The sequence below is a fragment of the Bradyrhizobium sp. S3.12.5 genome (assembly GCF_040548225.1).
Classification (GTDB): domain Bacteria; phylum Pseudomonadota; class Alphaproteobacteria; order Rhizobiales; family Xanthobacteraceae; genus Bradyrhizobium; species Bradyrhizobium cytisi.
This window is the reverse complement of sequence record NZ_JBEPRF010000012.1, coordinates 140,030-157,271: the sequence shown is the minus strand read 5'-3', so window position 1 is coordinate 157,271 and position 17,242 is coordinate 140,030. Positions and strand designations below refer to the sequence as shown.

Annotated in this window: 21 protein-coding genes and 1 pseudogene; 4 read left to right on the top strand and 18 right to left on the bottom strand. The window is 64.4% G+C overall.

What is annotated here, in order from left to right:
- Positions 1 to 123: 123 nt before the first annotated feature.
- The 3 genes and pseudogenes from ABIC09_RS19480 to ABIC09_RS19470 all read right to left on the bottom strand — a co-directional run.
- Positions 124 to 213 (bottom strand): annotated as a pseudogene (locus tag ABIC09_RS19480) (transcriptional regulator); the annotation flags it as partial.
- Between the two features lie 332 nt (positions 214 to 545).
- Positions 546 to 1,352 carry a DUF8608 domain-containing protein gene (locus tag ABIC09_RS19475; RefSeq protein ID WP_354110243.1) on the bottom strand — a complete coding sequence of 269 codons (807 nt, stop codon included), beginning with the start codon at positions 1,350 to 1,352 and terminating at the stop codon, positions 546 to 548.
- Between the two features lie 38 nt (positions 1,353 to 1,390).
- On the bottom strand, positions 1,391 to 1,690 hold the full coding sequence (locus tag ABIC09_RS19470; protein WP_354110242.1) for a hypothetical protein: 300 nt from the start codon (positions 1,688 to 1,690) through the stop codon (positions 1,391 to 1,393).
- Positions 1,691 to 1,756: 66 nt separating this feature from the next.
- Here ABIC09_RS19470 and ABIC09_RS19465 point away from each other — a divergent pair, with 66 nt between their 5' ends.
- A complete protein-coding gene (locus ABIC09_RS19465) occupies positions 1,757 to 2,350 on the top strand; it encodes a hypothetical protein (RefSeq protein ID WP_247430805.1) in 594 nt (197 codons plus the stop codon).
- 710 nt (positions 2,351 to 3,060) lie between these two features.
- Here ABIC09_RS19465 and ABIC09_RS19460 read toward each other — a convergent pair.
- The 4 genes from ABIC09_RS19460 to ABIC09_RS19445 form a co-directional block, all read right to left on the bottom strand.
- The gene (locus ABIC09_RS19460) at positions 3,061 to 3,195 is read right to left on the bottom strand and encodes a hypothetical protein (RefSeq protein ID WP_354110241.1); all 135 of its coding nucleotides are present in this window, start codon (positions 3,193 to 3,195) and stop codon (positions 3,061 to 3,063) included.
- Positions 3,196 to 3,331: 136 nt separating this feature from the next.
- On the bottom strand, positions 3,332 to 3,634 hold the full coding sequence (locus ABIC09_RS19455) for a winged helix-turn-helix domain-containing protein (protein WP_354110240.1): 303 nt from the start codon (positions 3,632 to 3,634) through the stop codon (positions 3,332 to 3,334).
- Between the two features lie 4 nt (positions 3,635 to 3,638).
- Entirely contained in the window at positions 3,639 to 4,193 is a 555-nt protein-coding gene (locus tag ABIC09_RS19450; protein WP_354110239.1) for a hypothetical protein, read from the bottom strand.
- The gene (locus ABIC09_RS19445; protein ID WP_354110238.1) at positions 4,190 to 5,200 is read right to left on the bottom strand and encodes an alpha/beta hydrolase; all 1,011 of its coding nucleotides are present in this window, start codon (positions 5,198 to 5,200) and stop codon (positions 4,190 to 4,192) included. The genes ABIC09_RS19450 and ABIC09_RS19445 overlap by 4 nt, the downstream gene beginning before the upstream one ends.
- A gap of 119 nt (positions 5,201 to 5,319) precedes the next feature.
- Between ABIC09_RS19445 and xseA the strand changes: the two genes are divergently transcribed.
- Complete coding sequence (xseA, locus tag ABIC09_RS19440) at positions 5,320 to 6,957, top strand: exodeoxyribonuclease VII large subunit (protein WP_354110237.1); 1,638 nt, start codon at positions 5,320 to 5,322, stop codon at positions 6,955 to 6,957.
- 272 nt (positions 6,958 to 7,229) lie between these two features.
- Here the strand turns inward: xseA and ABIC09_RS19435 are convergent, their stop codons facing one another.
- Together ABIC09_RS19435 and ABIC09_RS19430 are read right to left on the bottom strand one after the other, a co-directional pair.
- Positions 7,230 to 7,379, bottom strand: coding sequence for a hypothetical protein (locus ABIC09_RS19435; RefSeq protein WP_354032957.1), 150 nt, complete (start codon positions 7,377 to 7,379; stop codon positions 7,230 to 7,232).
- A 43-nt stretch (positions 7,380 to 7,422) separates the two neighbouring features.
- Positions 7,423 to 8,253 (bottom strand): dienelactone hydrolase family protein, encoded by an 831-nt coding sequence (locus ABIC09_RS19430; RefSeq protein WP_354082437.1) that lies wholly within the window; start codon positions 8,251 to 8,253, stop codon positions 7,423 to 7,425.
- Between the two features lie 180 nt (positions 8,254 to 8,433).
- Here ABIC09_RS19430 and ABIC09_RS19425 point away from each other — a divergent pair, with 180 nt between their 5' ends.
- Positions 8,434 to 8,661 (top strand): DUF2093 domain-containing protein, encoded by a 228-nt coding sequence (locus tag ABIC09_RS19425; RefSeq protein WP_354032955.1) that lies wholly within the window; start codon positions 8,434 to 8,436, stop codon positions 8,659 to 8,661.
- A 16-nt stretch (positions 8,662 to 8,677) separates the two neighbouring features.
- Here the strand turns inward: ABIC09_RS19425 and ABIC09_RS19420 are convergent, their stop codons facing one another.
- From ABIC09_RS19420 to ABIC09_RS19390, 7 genes are all read right to left on the bottom strand, one after another.
- Positions 8,678 to 8,986, bottom strand: coding sequence for a hypothetical protein (locus ABIC09_RS19420; RefSeq protein ID WP_354110236.1), 309 nt, complete (start codon positions 8,984 to 8,986; stop codon positions 8,678 to 8,680).
- 178 nt (positions 8,987 to 9,164) lie between these two features.
- Positions 9,165 to 10,181 (bottom strand): tetraacyldisaccharide 4'-kinase, encoded by a 1,017-nt coding sequence (gene lpxK, locus ABIC09_RS19415; RefSeq protein WP_354110235.1) that lies wholly within the window; start codon positions 10,179 to 10,181, stop codon positions 9,165 to 9,167.
- Positions 10,174 to 11,490: a 3-deoxy-D-manno-octulosonic acid transferase gene (locus tag ABIC09_RS19410; RefSeq protein WP_354110234.1), complete on the bottom strand. Its 1,317-nt coding sequence runs from the start codon at positions 11,488 to 11,490 to the stop codon at positions 10,174 to 10,176. The genes lpxK and ABIC09_RS19410 overlap by 8 nt, the downstream gene beginning before the upstream one ends.
- Complete coding sequence (locus ABIC09_RS19405) at positions 11,483 to 12,196, bottom strand: lysophospholipid acyltransferase family protein (RefSeq protein WP_148755094.1); 714 nt, start codon at positions 12,194 to 12,196, stop codon at positions 11,483 to 11,485. Before ABIC09_RS19405 ends, ABIC09_RS19410 begins: the two co-directional genes overlap by 8 nt.
- A complete protein-coding gene (locus ABIC09_RS19400) occupies positions 12,193 to 12,438 on the bottom strand; it encodes a DUF4170 domain-containing protein (protein ID WP_128953976.1) in 246 nt (81 codons plus the stop codon). The genes ABIC09_RS19405 and ABIC09_RS19400 overlap by 4 nt, the downstream gene beginning before the upstream one ends.
- 57 nt (positions 12,439 to 12,495) lie before the next feature.
- On the bottom strand, positions 12,496 to 13,308 hold the full coding sequence (locus ABIC09_RS19395; protein ID WP_354110233.1) for an inositol monophosphatase family protein: 813 nt from the start codon (positions 13,306 to 13,308) through the stop codon (positions 12,496 to 12,498).
- Positions 13,295 to 14,698, bottom strand: a complete 1,404-nt coding sequence (locus tag ABIC09_RS19390; RefSeq protein WP_148755092.1) for a TldD/PmbA family protein — start codon at positions 14,696 to 14,698, stop codon at positions 13,295 to 13,297. The genes ABIC09_RS19395 and ABIC09_RS19390 overlap by 14 nt, the downstream gene beginning before the upstream one ends.
- Before the next feature lie 278 nt (positions 14,699 to 14,976).
- Between ABIC09_RS19390 and ABIC09_RS19385 the strand changes: the two genes are divergently transcribed.
- Positions 14,977 to 15,495 carry a DUF6101 family protein gene (locus tag ABIC09_RS19385; RefSeq protein WP_354032950.1) on the top strand — a complete coding sequence of 173 codons (519 nt, stop codon included), beginning with the start codon at positions 14,977 to 14,979 and terminating at the stop codon, positions 15,493 to 15,495.
- Here ABIC09_RS19385 and ubiA read toward each other — a convergent pair.
- A complete protein-coding gene (gene ubiA / locus ABIC09_RS19380) occupies positions 15,492 to 16,424 on the bottom strand; it encodes a 4-hydroxybenzoate octaprenyltransferase (RefSeq protein WP_354082442.1) in 933 nt (310 codons plus the stop codon). The two genes, ABIC09_RS19385 and ubiA, sit on opposite strands and share 4 nt — an antisense overlap.
- Entirely contained in the window at positions 16,421 to 17,080 is a 660-nt protein-coding gene (locus tag ABIC09_RS19375) for a hypothetical protein (RefSeq protein WP_354082443.1), read from the bottom strand. Before ABIC09_RS19375 ends, ubiA begins: the two co-directional genes overlap by 4 nt.
- Between the last annotated feature and the right edge of the window lie 162 nt (positions 17,081 to 17,242).

The window sequence follows — 17,242 nt, the reverse complement described above, 5'->3', positions numbered from 1 at the left end:
GCGCCGGATGAAGGGCATGCATCCGCGGAGAAAGACCCCTCACCCAAGTGCGCTCGAGGCAGTCAGGGTTCATGCCCTCTCCCACAACAAGGGCAGAGGCACAGTACTCGGCATCACCGAAGATTACCCCTGCTTCCCCGCAATAATCTCCTGCAACGTCGCCACGTGCCTTGCAAACGCGCCGCGGCCGGCAGCCGTTGCGGGTATTACGGTGACTAATTTCCAAAGCCAGCGCGGTTGATATCATTTAGTTCACCGTAATTCCGGGCCTCAAGGGGGCTGGCCCCGAACTCCCCGTCATTCCGGGGCGCGGCGAAGCCGCCTTTTTCGTTCGGGGTGACGGCAACACAAACGGCCAAACACCTCCTGACACCCTTCCCGCGGCTCCGTTGTTGGACACGGTGGCCTGGTCTCAGCCTACGCCGGGGGAAATACCCTCGTCGCCGTTTCCCGACTTCGGACTTTCCTGTGCGGTGTGCTCGCTTGAGCAGGACGGCCCATTATACTCACAGCAGCCGCGGTCAAGACAACTCGTGATACGGCCTCTACTTAATTTTGCCCTTTGACTTAACCAATTTCTTTGTCAGCGCGGCGATCTTCTTTTTGTGGCCGCCAAACAGTTCCGCCAAGGCATGTTCGTATAATGTAAATGCAGTAAGCAGCGCGGTGCGGGAAACACTTGCGTGCGTACCTAGATTTCCGACGTGTCTCAGCGCAGTGAATATCCCCGACAAGTCGCTTCCTTTAGCCGTTTCGAAGAACGCTATTCTACGAGCCAGCGAAATGCTTACGCGTTTTCCTGTCTTATTGAATTTTTTGATGCCGACCACATCGAGCCCGCGCTCTAGGCTCGTGCGAAGCCTATTCGCGGAGGCGTTCAGGTCGGTCCAAAACAGAGCAAACGCCTGCTCTAGCTCGGATCGGACCTCATCAGGAATCTCTTCAGGCAACTCAATAATGTACGGCGCCGGGTACATACTCTTTGGCCGCAACTGTGACACCCAAACGCGTCCGAGATCTATGTCTTCTTCTTCATCAACCGTCGTATCACCGCTAACCACAACAAGCTCTCCGCAGCTAGCATTCGAACATTCCAAAAACAGGGAGAACCGCTCCTGGACCCAGGTCGGATCCCAATCTTCGTGAGTGCGCGCCTTCTTCGATCGCTCAGATTGAACAAGCTTTCGGCTGCCCTTTACTTCCGCTAACGACCCCTGATTGCAGGTCGGACAACGAAAGGGTGGAAGTCCGCCCTGACTAAACGTCTCCGCCCAGTGAGCAATATTCACGGCCATAAAGATCTCCAATTTCAACCATAGCGCGAAGCCAATACTCCAGAGCCGCAGCGCCATCCACTGCTTAAGCGCGGCTCCCCCGTGGTGCCACTTCATTACCGCAAAGTTTTCGGCGAATCGGGGTTGTTAAATTCGGTCTGTGAGCGCGCGATTCGCTGCCCGGATGGTTTTCGATGATGATTTGCGATGATCGCGCTACGTTTTGTATCGGTGTTATCCCGGTGTTTTACAGCGATGGTCGCTTCGATGTTCGTTTCATGTGAAACTTTCTGTGAAACTTTTTTTCCATTCAACCTATTGTAATAACTATCAAATGCCTCAATAAGTGATATCTGATATTTGCCAGAACGGACACGCGACAAGCCAATTTCACCTATCCCCGAAAAAATCTCCACCAAACCCTTGTGGACTCCGAGGGAACCCATTTAGATTGCGGCCAACTTCACCTGTTCGGATTTGCGATGCCTTCTGAGTTCGACCCAGCAATAGCCGCCATGGAGCGCCGCCGCGAGGAGGCGCTAGCGGGTGTTGCTGACCTGGAGCGGACCATCAACCACCTGTGCAAGGAGGCCGGCTACCCTCCCCGTTACAACGAGGCAACCGCCAGCAACGCCACCAAGGTGACGCAGATCAGCGACGACACTTTCTACGGCATGAAGCAGACGCCGGCGATGCGCGCGTATCTGGAGATGCGAAAGGCACAGGGCCTCGGTCCAGCCAACACCCGTGAGATCTACGACGCTCTTGTCCAGGGTGGCTATCAGTTCGAATCCAAGACGCCCGACATCGCCATGGTCGGCATGCGCGCCCTGCTGCGCACCCAACCGCTTGTCTTCCACCGGCTGCCGCAAGGAACCTGGGGCCTCGCCGCCTGGTACCCTGACGCGAAGAAGCCGAAGGAGGAGGCCAAAAAGAAAACGGCGCCGGCCAAGAAGGCCCGCGCCGCATCTAAACTTCGGAAGGCTCCGTCCCCTGCAAAGCGAAGGAGCAGTCCACAACACCCGAAGGGAGAGGAGGAGACTGATGTGGATCATCAGCCGGACATTACCGAATAGGTGACCTCGGTCACCCACCCCGTACTGCCCCCTTCCACAAGGGGTAAGAGCTGAAGCCCGTTCTCGAATCCAACCCGAGGCGGGCTTCAGTGCGTATATGGATAGTAATTACGGGGATTCCGGTCAACACCCCTTTGGGCGTAGCGCTACCATCAGCTATCGCAGCCCGTACTTGTACAGCAGCACAGCGACCGAACCGATGGCCATGCCCCACGGCCCCCGGCTCCTCATGATGGCCGCAAACACCAGGAAGCAGCCATACCGCGGGCCAGCAGCGGCGATAAGCTCAGGCGCCCGAGCCAGGATCTGGCTCAGCTCAGATTCAGGCCGAGTTTTATCACCCGCCCGTTGGGGCAGTTTCTCAGTCGCCATGTCCCTGTCCTCACAATGAGGGGTTCGAATGTTTGCTAATCAGCCTAAGGCAGAATGGTTAATATCCCGAGACTCGAACACCCCTTTAAAACTAGGGCAGTTTGAATCGCGTTAACTTCTTCAGCCTCTCAGAAGCTATTATAACGCAAAGATGGATACTTCCCCGCCCAAACGACAAGGGGCGGAACTAACGTCCCGCCCCTCTCTTTTCTATCTGAAATAGTTCAGGTTTTGCCTTGGTTGAGCAACGGGGTCCACTTCTGTCCCGTCTAGATAACGGCCCGCTCACCTACTTGCTGTGGCGGAAAGTAGATGAGAGCACCACGAACGGCGCCCCACTAGTGCCGCTCCTCGTCGAACGTGACGTACCCGGCGATAACGCCAACCGGCGGCACGAAGACCCCAAGCGCCCGAACAGCCTCAGCCTTGAACGGCTCCGCGAAGTCCAGCTTGCACAGCGCGACCACGTTCAAACCCCTCACCCGATTGAGTTTGTGGCACCGTCCTCACTGCCCCCTCCCACAAGGGGCAAAGGGGAGAGGGAACAGCAATCGGCGCCGCGATCTGAAGCAAGCGTCGCTACGCAACGCCCCGAGATGACGATCGGCGTTACCCCTGCTTCCCCGCAATGATCTCCTGCAGCGTCGCCACATGCCGCGCGAAGGCGCCGCGGCCGGTGGCGGTTGCGGTCACCGTCGTCTGCGGCTTCTTGCCGACAAAGGCCTTGTCGACCGAGACGTAGCCGGCCTTGGCCAGGGTCTCGATGTGCGCGCCGAGATTGCCATCGGTTGCGCCGGTCAGCTTCTTGAGCCGGGAAAATTCGAGACCCGCCGCCGTGGCCGGCAGCGAATTCAGCGCGGCCATGATCTTGAGCCGCAGCGGCTGGTGGATGATGTCGTCGAGCTCGGCCATGGCGCTAGCTCCGTCGCATCCAGAGGCCGCCGACGATCAGGCCGGCGCCGTTGACGACGGCCATCCACGGCAGGAAGGCGTCGCCGGTGACGAGGAAATAGCCGACCAGCGTCAGCGCAGTGATCGCGAGCGCGATCACGACGAAGGCAGTGCCGAACCACAGCCCCGCCAGCGCATAGAACAGCATAAAGTAGATCGTCCAGAACGTGCCCTGCTGGCGCGGCGTGAAATGGCCGAGGACGTGCGCGCAGAGGAAGCCGAAGGCGACAAACATCAGGAAGGCGAGCAGCATCCGCAGGTCGAAGCTGCGAACTCCCGTCGCGGTCTGGTTCGCCGAGCTGATCGCGAACGAGCCGGCGATGCCGAGGGCATAGACCGCGAGCCAGTAATAATAGGCTTCACGTGGCCAGAGCCAGGTCGCGATGTTGGCGACGAACACCAGCACGCCCCACATGATCATCATCTGGCTGGCGAGATCGTAGATGCGCGACTGCCGTACGCGCTGGACGATGTCGTCGATGTCGGCGAGCGCTTCGGAGGCCTGCTTGCTGTCGATCATGACTGCCCGCTCCCGCGCGTTGCCACGTCCTCGGCGATCACATTGACCGCCTTCGGGTTGGTGACCATGCCCATGTGGTTGACGCCCTCGATCAGCTTGACGTCGACGGACGGCTTGATGGCCTGCACGGTCTCGGCATATTTGTCGGAGATCATCATCTCGTCCTCTCCGCCGCCGAAGATCGTCATCGGATGCGTCACATCAGGCAGATCGAGGCGATAGCCGTGCGTGGCGAAATTGCGCATCAGGCGGTCGGAATAGGTCGCCGTCAGGATCCGCTCCGAATTCGCAGGCACCGCGAAGGCGAGCACCGGAAGCTGCGCGCAGCAATCGACGCCGAGCTTGCGCAGCGCGGCGAGCCCGAGAAAGCGCGGGATGTCGGCATTGGCCCAGCCGCCGGAATGCGGCTTGTTGGTCGGCGCGTCATAGCCGAGATAGGGCGCGACCAGCACGGTGCGCACGAACAGGTCCTGCACGATCGGCGTTGCGGCGACGCGCAGCGAGAAGCCGCCGCCGGCGGAATGGCCGACCAAAGTGAGCGGCAGATCCGGCGCGCTCTTGCGGACATGGGCGACGAAGTCGACGAGGTCGTCCTCGAGCTGGCCGACATAGCCGATGTCGCCGCGCGTGCCGGAGGCGCCGTGGCCACGCGTGTCGAGTGCCCAGGTCTCGACGCCGTGTGCCGCCATCGCCGCCGTCAGGGCGTGATTGACCGTGCCGGAGGAGCCGGACGAACCGTGGATGAAGATCGCGCCGCGGCCGGTGTCCGCCCCCTTCGGCGCGTAGCGCCGGAAGCCAAGCCAGGTGCCGTCGCGGGCCTGGAAGCGTTCGAGCGGCGGGAGAGTGGACCAGTCGATGCCCTTGGCGGAATCCGAGACGGAGCGCATCTCGGCGGGCCGCTCCAACGGAGTGGCGATCAAGGCGATGAAGATCAGCGCCACTGCGCCGGTCGCGCACAGACCCCATTTCAGCAAGCCCAGAGCACCTCGCAGCAACCGCATCGCCATGGTCCAAACTCCCTCACCAGATCATCAATAGAGAACTCTATACTACAGAGTACTCTCCAAATCAATCCCCGGATTGGCGCCGCGCGGCGAAAATCCTTAACGTCGGGCTAGATCCCAACATGCCGAATCGTTTGCCGATGCCTGCGGAACCCCTGCCCAATACGCCCGAATTCACCGTCTCCGAGCTTTCGCAGTCCCTGAAGCGGACGGTGGAGGACACCTATGGCCACGTCCGGGTCCGCGGCGAGATCTCCGGGTTCCGCGGCGCCCATTCCTCCGGCCATTGCTATTTCGCGCTCAAGGACGAGAGCGCCAAGATCGAGGCGGTGATCTGGAAGGGCGTGCACGGCCGGATGCGCTTCAAGCCCCAGGAGGGGCTCGAGGTCATCGCCACCGGCAAGCTCACGACCTATCCGGGCTCCTCGAAATACCAGATCGTCATCGAGGCGCTGGAGCCGGCCGGCATCGGCGCGCTGATGGCGCTGATGGAGGAGCGCAAGAAGAAGCTCGCCGCCGAAGGCCTGTTCGACGAGGCGCGCAAGCAGTTGCTGCCCTGGCTGCCGGAGGTGATCGGCGTCGTGACCTCGCCGACCGGCGCCGTGATCCGCGACATCCTGCACCGGCTCGAGGACCGCTTCCCCCGTCATGTGCTAGTGTGGCCGGTAAAAGTTCAGGGCGACGGTTCGGCCGAGCAGGTTGCAGCTGCGATCCGCGGCTTCAACGCGATTGCCCCGGGCGGCAAGATTCCGCGGCCCGACGTGCTGATCGTCGCGCGCGGCGGCGGCTCGCTGGAGGATCTCTGGTCGTTCAACGAGGAGATCGTGGTCCGCGCTGCGGCCGAGAGCATGATCCCGCTGATCTCCGCGGTCGGCCACGAGACCGACATCACGCTGATCGATTTCGTCGCCGACAAGCGCGCCCCGACGCCGACGGCGGCGGCCGAGATGGCCGTGCCGGTGCGCAGCGAATTGTTCGTCGAGGTCGCCGATCTGGCGCGGCGCACGCGCGCCTGTTGGCAGCGTGCCCACGAGAGCCGCCGCAGCGAATTGCGCGCCGCCGCACGCGCGCTTCCCGCCGCGTCCGATCTGCTCGCGATCCCGCGGCAGCGGCTGGATTCAGCCGGCGCCTCCCTACCCCGCGGGCTCAAGGCCAACACGCATGCGCATTTCCGCAGGTTTACCGCGGCAAGCTCAAAACTGACGCTGCGGGTGCTGCACGGCCAGATCGCACAAGCCAGCCACCGCCTCACCGTGTGCGGCGAACGGCTCGGGCTGTCGGCGCGCTCGCTGCTGCGGCGACGGCGCGACCGCTTCGCCGGGCTTGAAGTGCGCCTGCGGGCCTCGAAGCTCTCCAACGCGCAGGCCCAGCGCAACGCGATTGTCCGCCAGCGCGAGCGCACGCATCGCCTCACCGAGCGCGCCAACCGCGCACTCGTCACCTTGCTGCAGCGGTTAGACGCCCGCGTCGAGAACAGCGGCAAGCTGCTCTCCGCACTGTCCTATCGCGGCGTGCTCGCCCGCGGCTTTGCGCTGGTGCGGGATGACGCAGGGCATCCGCTGCATTCGGCTGATAGCGTCGGACCGAATGCGCGGCTCGCGATCGAGTTTGCGGATGGACGCGTGAACGCGACGGCGGATGCCGATGTCCCGGCGCCCGTGGCCAAGCGCGCACCAGCGCAGCCGAAGCCCGCGGCGCAGGAGACAAAGCCCGCGCCGAAGCGCGTGGGCAAGCCGGTGGATCAGGGCAGTTTGTTCTGAGGTGCGATGACGGCGCCTCGCCCCCGCTGTCATTCCCCGCGAAGGCGGGGAATCCAGTACGCCGCGGCTTCTCGGTGAATCACAGACGTCTCGGAATACTGGATCGTCCGGTCAAGCCGGACGATGACAGCGAGGATGTGGCGCGCGTGCAGCCCCAATCTCGTCATTGCGAGCGCAGCGAAGCAATCCAGAGTCCCTCCGTGGAAAGATTCTGGATTGCTTCGCTGCGCTCGCAATGACGATGTGGAGGCAGTGCGTAGTTCCCCCCGCCCCTACCGGCAGGACAAGCCCGCGTCGATCGTGGTCCAGAAGCCGCAATGGTCCGGGGCGAGCTGGGTCGAGCCGGCGTGGGCTTCGAACAGGAAGATCACGACGGTGAAGATCACCAGTGCGGAGGAGAAGAGAGCGAAGCGATTGCGCATGAGAGATGCGTTTAGCCGACATCATGGTCGAACTAAGGCACCACTATCGCGCCAGCCACTCCGCGACTTCCTTCTGCGAGTCCGCGCGCGCCTCGGAATCGGTGCCGAGATGGCCATGCTCGGGTGCGGCGGCGTCGGTGCTGCTGGCGGCCGCGTGCAGCGGCGTGTTGGCGCGGTCGAAATCGTGATAGGCGCCGGGATAGACCACAATGCGCGCGAGCGCGCTGCGGCCGTGCGCGCCATCCACCATCTGGCGGCAGGCCGGCGGCGAGGAGACGTCGTCATTGGCGCCGATCAGCACCAGCGTCGGCACCCGCGTGCTCCAGCCGAGACCGGCGGAGATCCGGCAATCCGGGTAGAATGCGATCGCGGCGCGGAAATCCGGTCCCGCATCACGGGCCACGCTCTGCGGACGCACCGCCCAGAGCAGCGCACTGGCCCCATTGGCCCAGCCCATCAGGCTGACACGGTTACGCGCCACCCAGCTCTGCTTCATCAGCCACGCCCGCGATGCCGCGATGTCGGTGACGCGCTCGCGCCGCGCCTTGACGTGCGTCTCCTTGACGCGGCATTGCGGCCCGAGCTCGCGCGAGCCGTAGCTGTCCGGCAGCAGCACCGCATTGCCCGCCCTAAGCAGGCGCTCGGCCCAATCGCGATAGCGCGGCTGCACGGAATCGGAATGGCTGCCGAGGCCGCCGCAGCCATGCAGCGCGATCACGGTCGGAAACGGCCCCTCGCCCTCGGGCTTGAACAGTTGCGCATGCAGGACGCCTGACGACAGCGGAATCTCGATCTGCGCAGGCGCAGGCGCCGGCGCGGCGTGCGCGGCGGATATCAGAACCGTCAGGAACAGGGCGGTCAGCGGAAGGCGCATCGGACTCTGTTGGAGGTGGCGCACGGCCTCAAGCACTATCATGCGGTAACGGCGGCAAAACATCACAAACCGGTGGGTTTAACGGGCGGACAAGCCACCCTATTTATGCTACATCCAGTCCAACACATCGTGCCCTGCAAGGTTTTTCCGAACAGGGCCCATCCACGGAGACTTTCGACCGTGCTGAACAAGTTCGGCCCTTCGGGCCATGGCGAAGCGCAGGTACAATATCTCGACGGCGATTTCCGCGTGATCTCGCCGGGGACATTCGTGCGCTGCGCCATCACCGACACGCGGATCCCGCTCGACGAATTGAAGTACTGGAGCGTGGATCTGCAGGAAGCCTACGCCACGCCCACCGCCGTGCTGCAGCGGCATTTCCCCAACGCGCCGAAGCCGCAGGCGTGAGGCCTCACCCGCGCGGCTATTCCTGTTCGGGACCATCCGTGCCCACGCAAGTCTTGATCGCACTCTTGCGCGCTTCGCCGACCACCTTCTGATCGATCGCCTGTTTCAGGCAATCGAGCCGCGCCTGCGCCATGCAGAGCTGCATCTGGTCGCGCTTGTCCTGCCCCTTGAGATTCTGCGTCGTTGCAAGACAGGTCACGCGCTTGGTCGCGGGAACCGGCACCGTGGCGGTTGGAGCCGCGGGCGGCGGTGTCGTCTGCGCAAACATGGGCGCAACGATCAGACACACAAGGCCGGCGGCAAGGGCCGCGAGAAGCAGTTTCATCGCATTCTCCGAGATCGGGTGGGATCGATAGAGGTTTTGCGATGAACGTTGGCTGAATGGCGGACTGCTGTAGGGTGGGCAAAGCGCAGCGTGCCCACCACCTCACTCCGGACGCGAACATAGAGGGTGGGCACGCTGCGCTTTGCCCACCCCTACGAGACGATCGTTCGCGGAAATTTCAGCGGCTTGAAAAGCGCCGCTCGCGGGCCTTGTAGAGATGGTCGCTGATCAATTGCTTGAGCTTGGCCGGATCGCCGAACTCGAGCTGGACGGCGAACGGCACGACACTGTCGGGCACGCCGTCGCGGCCGCGGAGGCGCGCGAGATCCTTTTCCGTCGTCACCAGGATGAGCTGCTCGCGCCGGGCCTCGGCTGCCAGCGCGGCAAGCTCCCCTCGCGAGAACATGTGGTGATCGGCGAAGGGACGCGCGCGTGCGACCTCGATGCCGCAGGCTGCCAAGCTGCGGAAGAAACGCTCGGGATCGCCAATGCCGGCGAAAGCCAAAACCCGCTTGCCGAACAGTTGCGCGACGGCAGCCGCGTCCGGCTTCAGGCGCGCGCGTAGCACCGGCTTGTCGCGCGCGGAGATCTTCGCCGCGACATCGTCCGCAGCATGGCCGTCGCCGATCAGCACCAGCGCGTCGGTGCGCGCAAGCTGCGCCTGCAGCGGGGCGCGCAGCGGACCTGCAGGAAACACCTTGCCGTTGCCGAGGCCGCGCGCGCTGTCGATCACGATCAGCGAAGCGTCCTTCAACAGAAGCGGGTTCTGGAAGCCGTCGTCCATCAGGATCACGGTGGCGCCTTGCGATTTGGCCAGCGCGACGCCGTCGAGGCGGTCGCGTGCGACGGCGACGGGGACGTCGCGCACCATCATCAGCGGCTCGTCGCCGATATCGGCGGCGGTATGACGTTCGCGATCGACCATCACCGGGCCGTGCAAGCGTCCGCCATAGCCGCGGCTGAGCACCACCGGCGTCTCGCCGAGCTCGCGCAGCAGCTTGGTCAGAGCCAGCACGGTCGGCGTCTTGCCGGCGCCGCCGGCGTGGTAATTGCCGACGCAGATCACGGGGATGCCGGCATCAAATCCATTGCGCGCCATGCGGCGCGCAGCGATGGCGCCATAGAGCACGCCCAACGGGCTGAGGAGATATGAGTTCGGGGAACGCGGCCGGTACCAGAAGGCCGGCTCACGCATTGGCGGCTCCCATCTCGATCCGCAACTGCATCAAATACGGCTCGAGCGCCGTCATGGTGCGATCGAGCGCGCCGCCGAGCTGCTCGACCACGCTTGTTCCTGCGCGCTGCATCTTGTCGCGTACGGCCGGATCGGCCAGCAGCTGGCCAAGCTGCTTGACCAGCGCCTCCTGCGTGTCGGCCTGGCGCGCACCGCCGCGGCCGTCGAGTGCCTCATAGACGTCGGCGAAGTTGAAGACGTGCGGACCATGGACGATGGCCGCACCGAGCTTGATCGCCTCGATCGGATTCTGGCCGCCATGGCGGATCAGCGATCCGCCCATGAAGACGATCGGCGAGAGACGGTAGAACAGGCCGAGCTCGCCCATGGTGTCGGCGACATAGATGTCGGTCGCGGCCGTCGGCAGCTCCTCGCGCGAGCGCAGGGCCGGCTTCAGGCCCGACGCCGTGATCAGACCTGATATCGACGAGCCGCGATCGGGATGCCGCGGCACGATCACGGTCAGAAGCTGCGGGAAGAAACCGACGAGGTTGCGATGCGCGGCGACCAGCATCTCGTCCTCGCCCGGATGGGTCGAGGCTGCGACGATGATCGGACGCCCCCGCGTCATCGTCATCAGCCGTTCGAGCCTTGCGGGATCAGCCGGCGGTGCTGGGACGTCGAGCTTGAGATTGCCCGTGGTGACGACGTCGCGGCTGCCGAGCGCAGAGAAACGTTCGGCATCGGTGTTGGATTGTGCGAGACAAATGTCGAACCGCGACAGCAGCGCCGAGATGGTGCCGTGCATCCGGCGCCAGCGCGGGAAGGAGCGCTGCGACATCCGCCCGTTGATCAGCACCATCGGCACCCGGCGCGCCGCGCCTGCTAAAATCAGGTTCGGCCACAGGTCGGATTCGATGAACAGTGCCAGCGAGGGCTTCCAATGGTCGAGGAAGCGCGCGACGTAGCGCGGGGAATCATACGGCACGTATTGATGGATGACGTCGGGCGGAAAACGCTTTGCCACCACGGCGGCCGAGGTGACCGTGCCGGAGGTGAGCAGGATGCGCAAATTGAGGTCGCGCAAGCGCTCGATCAGCGCGGCCGCGGCCAAAACCTCGCCGACGCTGGCGCCGTGAATCCAGACCAGCGGGCCATGCGGACGCACGTCCCGGCTGAGCCCCCGCCGTTCGCCAACGCGCGCGGGATCTTCCTTGCCCTGCTTCAGCCGCCGCTTGATCAGCGCAGGCGCGAGCGGCACCAGGCCCGTGGCCAGGCGCTGATACATCCGCAGCGTCATCGGCAGCCCATGAGGCAGCGAATTAGCCATCTGCAGGTCCCGGACGACCAAGCTGCGCATAGGCGCGGCGGGTCGCTTCGTTCAGCGTGTCTTCCAGCTCCTGCCGCAGCGCTTCCATGGTGGCGGCATCGGCATCCGGCGGCACGTGGATCTCCTTGATGCCGACCAGAGCGCCCCGCCCGAACGGCAGGTTGATGGTGGTGCGGTCCCAGTTCTTGAGCCGGATGAAGCGGCTGGTCGCCATTGCGAAAGGCATGATCGGCCGCCCCGATTCCCGTGCCAGCATGATGATGCCGAGGCCGGCCACGCGCGAACGCTTGGGGACATCGGCGGTCAGCGCGACATTACAACCGTCCTGGAGCGTGTACACCATTTCCCTGAAGGCGCCGACGCCGCCTTTGCGGTGGAAAGCGCCGCCGTGGTCCCCGGAACCCCGGATCAGGCCGATGCCGAGCCGCTCGACGGCGATCGCGTTGAACTCGCCGTCGCGATGCCGGGAGATCAGCACCTTGGCCCGGTAGGAATCCTTGTTCTTGATGAACGGGGTGAGGAAATGCTGGCCGTGCCAGAATGCGAAGATCGCCGGGATCTGCGGCTCGACGATGTCATAGACGTCGGGCGGATCGAACGTGAACCTGTTGGTCCGCCAGACCAGACGCAGATATTCGGCCGCCAGGACCCCGACGGCACGCTGAAACCAGCTGCTTCGTAGCGTATTGCGAAGCAGTTTTTTCAACGCGCCTTCGTTTCTTGATTCGGGTCGAGCAGCCGGTGGAGATGGACGATGAAATAGCGCATCTGCGCGTTGTCGACCGTGCTCTGCGCCTTGGCGCGCCAGGCGGCGTGGGCGGACGCATAGTTCGGATAGAGGCCGACGATCTCGACGTCGTCGAGATTCTTGAAGGTGTTGTGCTCGAGGTCGAGCAGCTCGCCACCGATGACGAGATGGAGCAGTTGTTGCGGGGCACTATCAGACATGGGTTCTCCTAACGGGCTGCCCGGCAAAGCAGTGTTCGAAAAGCATAACGGACGCGCTCAGGGCAAGGGGCGATTTCGAAAATGCGCGACAATGCTCGCATGACGATCGCGTCCCGCTGCCACCAGCACCCCGTGCGTCACTTCCCGACGATTATAGAGGATGGGATCTCCGGAGAGGTCGCTCATCCTACCATCCGCTTCCTGCACGATCAAATCGGCCGCCGCAAGGTCCCAATCATGGCTGTTGCCCCCCGCAAAAGCCGCATCCAGCCCGCCATTGGCGACCCGGCAGAGCCGGAGCGCCAGCGACCCGACTCGCGGATGCAGCTTGATGTCGCCGCCGCTTGTATTGAGTCGCTCGACCATCGGCTTCGGGCCGGCGACCCGGGCGAAGTCGAGCGCGGTCCCTTCCGTCGCCCGGACCGGCTTGCCGTTGAGCATCGTGCCCTGGCCGCGGACGGCGAAAAAGAACTCGTTGCTAACAGGCGCGAACACCGCGGCCAGCACGGGGAAGGCATCCTCGACCAGCGCGACGCTGACGCACCATTCGTCATGGCCGTTGAGATAATTGCGGGTGCCGTCGATGGGATCGACCACCCAGGTCAGCCGCCGCGACAGCCGCGTGGCATCGTCGGCGCTCTCCTCCGAGAGCCAGCCATAGTCCGGCGTGGCGCCGCGCAGGCGCGCTTCCAGGAGGTCGTTGACGGCGATGTCGGCTTCCGAGACCGGCGAGGACGCGCCCTTGATCCACTTCTTCAGCTCGGTGCGGAACATCGACTGCGCGAGGTGACCTGCCTCCCGCACCGTGTCCTGCAGCAGCGCCGCGTCGCGCGTCAGAACGTTTGCGTCGAGACTGTCAGCGTCCGCCAAGCGTCAGTCCTTCGATGCGCACCGTCGGCGCATTGATGCCGTAGCGGAACTCGAGATTGTTGGCCGGCTGCATCGACTTGAAGATCTCGAACAGATGGCCCGCGATCGTCACCTCGCTCACGGGATAGGTGAGCTCGCCATTCTCGATCCAGAAGCCGGAGGCGCCGCGGCTGTAATCGCCGGTGACGCCGTTGACGCCGGAGCCGATCAGGTCGGTGACGTAAAAGCCCTGCTTGATGTCCGAGATCAGCTCGGCCGGCGTCGGCGTGCCCGGTTCGAGATGCAGATTGTACGGCCCCGGCGACGGCGAGGACGACACGCCGCGATGGGCGTGGCCGGTGGTGGTGAGGCCGAGCTCGCGCGCGGTAGCGCAATCGAGCAGCCAGGTCGTCAGCACGCCCTCGTCGATCAGCGCGGTCTGCTTCACGGCGACGCCCTCGGCGTCAAACGTCTGCGAGCGCAGGCCGCGCTTGCGCAGGGGGTCGTCGATGATGCGGATGTTTTTCGCAAACAGCTGCTGACCGAGCTTGTCCTTCAGGAAGCTGGTCTTGCGCGCGATCGAGGCGCCGTTGATGGCGCCGACGACATGGCCGACCAGCGAGCCCGCGACGCGCGGATCGAACACGACGGGCACCTTGCAGGTCTCGACCTTGCGCGGATTGTAGCGCGCCACGGTGCGCTCGCCGGCGGAACGGCCGACGATTTCCGGCGACAGCAAATCGGCACCGTGCGGCGCCGAGGTGAAGTCGTAGTCGCGCTCCATGCCGGTGCCTTCGCCGACGATCGCGGTCGCCGAGATGCCCTGGCTGGAGCGCAGATATGAGCCGTGGAAACCGGTCGAGGTGACGAGCACCATGCCGCCCATGCCGGCGGAGGCCGAGGCGCCGCCGGATTTCGACACGCCCTTGACGGCAAGTGCTGCGGCTTCGGCTTCGAGCGCGCGGCGCTCGAGCTCTGATGTCGCGGGAACATCGGGATCGAGCAGATCGAGATCGGGGAAATCGCGCGCGAGCAGCGCGGGATCGGCGAGCCCGACATATTTGTCGTCGGGCGCAACACGCGCCATCGCCACCGCACGCTCGGCAAGCTTGGTCACGGCATCGCCGCTGGCGTCATTGGTCGACACCACGGCCTGGCGCCGGCCGACCAGCACGCGCAGGCCGACATCGTCGCCCTCAGACCGCTCGGACTCCTCGACACGGCCGTCGCGCACCTCGACGCCCTGCGAGATGCCGCGCACCGCGACCGCGTCGGCCGCATCCGCGCCGGCGCGCTTCGCCGCCTCGACCAGACGCTGAGCAAGATCCGAGAGCGCGGACTGATCGAACAGGTCGCGATTGGCTTTGGACGTTTCCTGGGGCAAAAGCGTCGAGCTTGGTGAAGGGTTCACAAACGAAATCCTGTTGGGACGCGGGAGGTTTCGGGGCGATCGGGGCCCTGAACACCAGATGTGCCCAAATGGTGCGGACTTCAAGCATTATCAGCCTGCAGAAGGCTCAGATTCGCGGCTTCTGCGCAACGTCTCGTCAATCATGCGCGCCAAGGTCTTGTCAATCATGGCGGGCGGTGACGCCGGATTAACCAGGCTTTTTAAGCGGTTTCGGAAACGAGCGCGCTAAGGTCCTCGCATCGACCGGGAACATAATCCTGGCGGGGAGAACTAAAGCCGTGAGGCGTCAAACAGCAACATGCGGGGCCAACCCCGCCGGGTCGAGCCGCAGCTTGCGGCTCGACCCTCTTTCCCTTCCGGTCCGCTTCGATGCGCATGATCCGCGTGCCGACGGCTACACCAGGCAAATCGAGCTTCATCGCGAGCGTGTCGTGCTGCGCCGTGCCGTCCGCGGCATGCAGATGGCGATCAACGTCCGCGTCAGCGACTTCACCGGCGTCGCGCTGCGCGGCAATGACGAGGCGCAGACCCTCGTCCTGGTGCATCGCGATCCCTCGCTCTCCGTTCCACTGCTGGTCAGTGCCGATGGCGACGATCTCGCTGAGGCCTGGGCGATCTGGAGCGAGATATTTGCGCTGCCGCAGCTCGACGAAGGTGCCCGCAAGCCCGCACCGCGCCGTCGCCGCCGCAACGCGATCCGCGACCGCCGTCCGAAATTCCTGATGCGCCGCCGCACCGCCATGGCGCGCGAGCTGCCGGTTCATCGCGGAGAACGCGAGATCACTGCAAGGAACTAAGCCGCGCGGATCACCGCGTCGGCCAGCAATCCCGCGAACAGCAGCGCCCCCGCATATTTGTTCGAATAAAACAGCCGCCTGCAAAGCTCGGGATCCTCGATCCGGAGCCGCGCGATCTGCCAGCCTAGATGCACGGCGAAGGCGGCAAGCCCGATCCAGGCCGGCCAGCGCGCATCCCCTGACGCCAGCGCGACCCCGATCAGCATCACCGATAACCCGTAGAACAGGATCAGCGCCTGGTGCGTATGTGCGCCGAACAGGCGCGCGGTGGACTTGATGCCGATCAGCGCGTCGTCCTCGGCGTCCTGATGCGCATAGATGGTGTCATAGCCGATCACCCAGGAAATCGCGCCGGCGTAGAGCACCAGTGCGGTGACGTCGATGCGCCCGAAGGTGACGGCGAATCCCATCAGGGCGCCCCAGGAGAAGGCGAGCCCGAGCACGATCTGCGGCCACCAGGTGATGCGCTTCATGAAGGGATAGATCGCAACGATCAGAAGCGAGGCGATGCCGGTCAGAACCGCGAAGCGGTTGAACTGCAGCAGCACGACGAGCCCGATCAGGGCCTGCGCGACCATGAAGGCGAGCGCCTGCCTGGTGGTCACCTGCCCCGACGGCAGCGGCCGCGAGCGGGTGCGCTCGACCTTGTCGTCGAGGTCGCGGTCGGTGATGTCGTTCCAGGTGCAGCCGGCGCCGCGCATCACGAAGGCGCCGATCAAGAACAGCACGATGACAAGCGGCAGGCGATGGACATCATGCGCCATGCCGCTGGCGAGCGCGGCCGACCACCAGCACGGCATCAACAGAAGCCAGGAGCCGATCGGACGATCGAAGCGAGACAAGCGCAAATAAGGCCGCGCCCATTGCGGCGCGAGCGTATCGACCCAGTTGCCGGTGGAATCGGCAACGCGGGCGGATGTGTCGCTCATCGGGTCAGGACGTTGCCGTTGAGTGTGTCGAAGGTGCTGCCGCCCTTCTTGCCGGCATTGGCTTCCGGGGCCGATCCCGAACCGACCACCTCGCTCAGCGACGGGCCGGTCGGACGCGCCTGCTGCTGCTGCATCTGCTGCGCAACGTTGCAGACCTTCGTCGCCATGGCCTCAGTGTTCTTGTGGCCGTCCTTCATCTGGGCGCCGACGTTCGGCGGGATTCCGCATTTGGCGGCATGAACCTCGATGTATTTGATCATCTTGGTCTCAGCCTGGCTGAAATTGCGGATCAGCTTGCAGGCCTCATCCGGCGGCGCATGACGGCTGCTCGCGGCCTGGATCAGCTTGCCGCGCTTCTCGGCCTCCTCGCGGAGCGGCATGAAGGCCTTCATGCAGTCCTCGCCGGAACCGCCTTGCGTCGGCGGCGCCGCGCTGAAGGCGCCGGCACCGCCGATGGGAGCTGCGCCGTTGGTCGGGAACGAGGCTTGCGGTGCACCGCCGACGGAGGCGACCGGCGCCGAACCGTTCACTGGCGGAAACGCGGGATCGGGTGCGGACCGGCCCGGCAGCGGCGCCGGGAACCCCTGGGCGTAGGCGCCAGCAGCACCCATGGTCAGCATGGCGGCAGTGATCGGAACCATCAATCGACGGATCATCAAGATAGTCTCTCCGGCAGGAGCTTACGGGGTTCGGCGTCTTCCCAATTGAAGCGCAACCAGCGCGCCCGCGATTTTACGATTCCCGCCGGCGCTTAACAACCCGTCGAATAGGGCAAGAGCGCGGCGCGCCGACGCACCAATTCGGCAATATTTACCCCC

What these genes read in the sequence shown, in the direction of transcription:
- ABIC09_RS19475 (WP_354110243.1), bottom strand. Translation starts at nt 1,352, where the DNA reads ATGGCGCTGCGGCTCTGGAGTATTGGCTTCGCGCTATGGTTGAAATTG.
- ABIC09_RS19465 (WP_247430805.1), top strand. Translation starts at nt 1,757, where the DNA reads ATGCCTTCTGAGTTCGACCCAGCAATAGCCGCCATGGAGCGCCGCCGC.
- ABIC09_RS19455 (WP_354110240.1), bottom strand. Translation starts at nt 3,634, where the DNA reads ATGGCCGAGCTCGACGACATCATCCACCAGCCGCTGCGGCTCAAGATC.
- ABIC09_RS19450 (WP_354110239.1), bottom strand. Translation starts at nt 4,193, where the DNA reads ATGATCGACAGCAAGCAGGCCTCCGAAGCGCTCGCCGACATCGACGAC.
- ABIC09_RS19445 (WP_354110238.1), bottom strand. Translation starts at nt 5,200, where the DNA reads ATGGCGATGCGGTTGCTGCGAGGTGCTCTGGGCTTGCTGAAATGGGGT.
- xseA (WP_354110237.1), top strand. Translation starts at nt 5,320, where the DNA reads ATGCCGAATCGTTTGCCGATGCCTGCGGAACCCCTGCCCAATACGCCC.
- ABIC09_RS19435 (WP_354032957.1), bottom strand. Translation starts at nt 7,379, where the DNA reads ATGCGCAATCGCTTCGCTCTCTTCTCCTCCGCACTGGTGATCTTCACC.
- ABIC09_RS19430 (WP_354082437.1), bottom strand. Translation starts at nt 8,253, where the DNA reads ATGCGCCTTCCGCTGACCGCCCTGTTCCTGACGGTTCTGATATCCGCC.
- ABIC09_RS19420 (WP_354110236.1), bottom strand. Translation starts at nt 8,986, where the DNA reads ATGAAACTGCTTCTCGCGGCCCTTGCCGCCGGCCTTGTGTGTCTGATC.
- lpxK (WP_354110235.1), bottom strand. Translation starts at nt 10,181, where the DNA reads ATGCGTGAGCCGGCCTTCTGGTACCGGCCGCGTTCCCCGAACTCATAT.
- ABIC09_RS19410 (WP_354110234.1), bottom strand. Translation starts at nt 11,490, where the DNA reads ATGGCTAATTCGCTGCCTCATGGGCTGCCGATGACGCTGCGGATGTAT.
- ABIC09_RS19400 (WP_128953976.1), bottom strand. Translation starts at nt 12,438, where the DNA reads ATGTCTGATAGTGCCCCGCAACAACTGCTCCATCTCGTCATCGGTGGC.
- ubiA (WP_354082442.1), bottom strand. Translation starts at nt 16,424, where the DNA reads ATGAGCGACACATCCGCCCGCGTTGCCGATTCCACCGGCAACTGGGTC.
- ABIC09_RS19375 (WP_354082443.1), bottom strand. Translation starts at nt 17,080, where the DNA reads ATGATCCGTCGATTGATGGTTCCGATCACTGCCGCCATGCTGACCATG.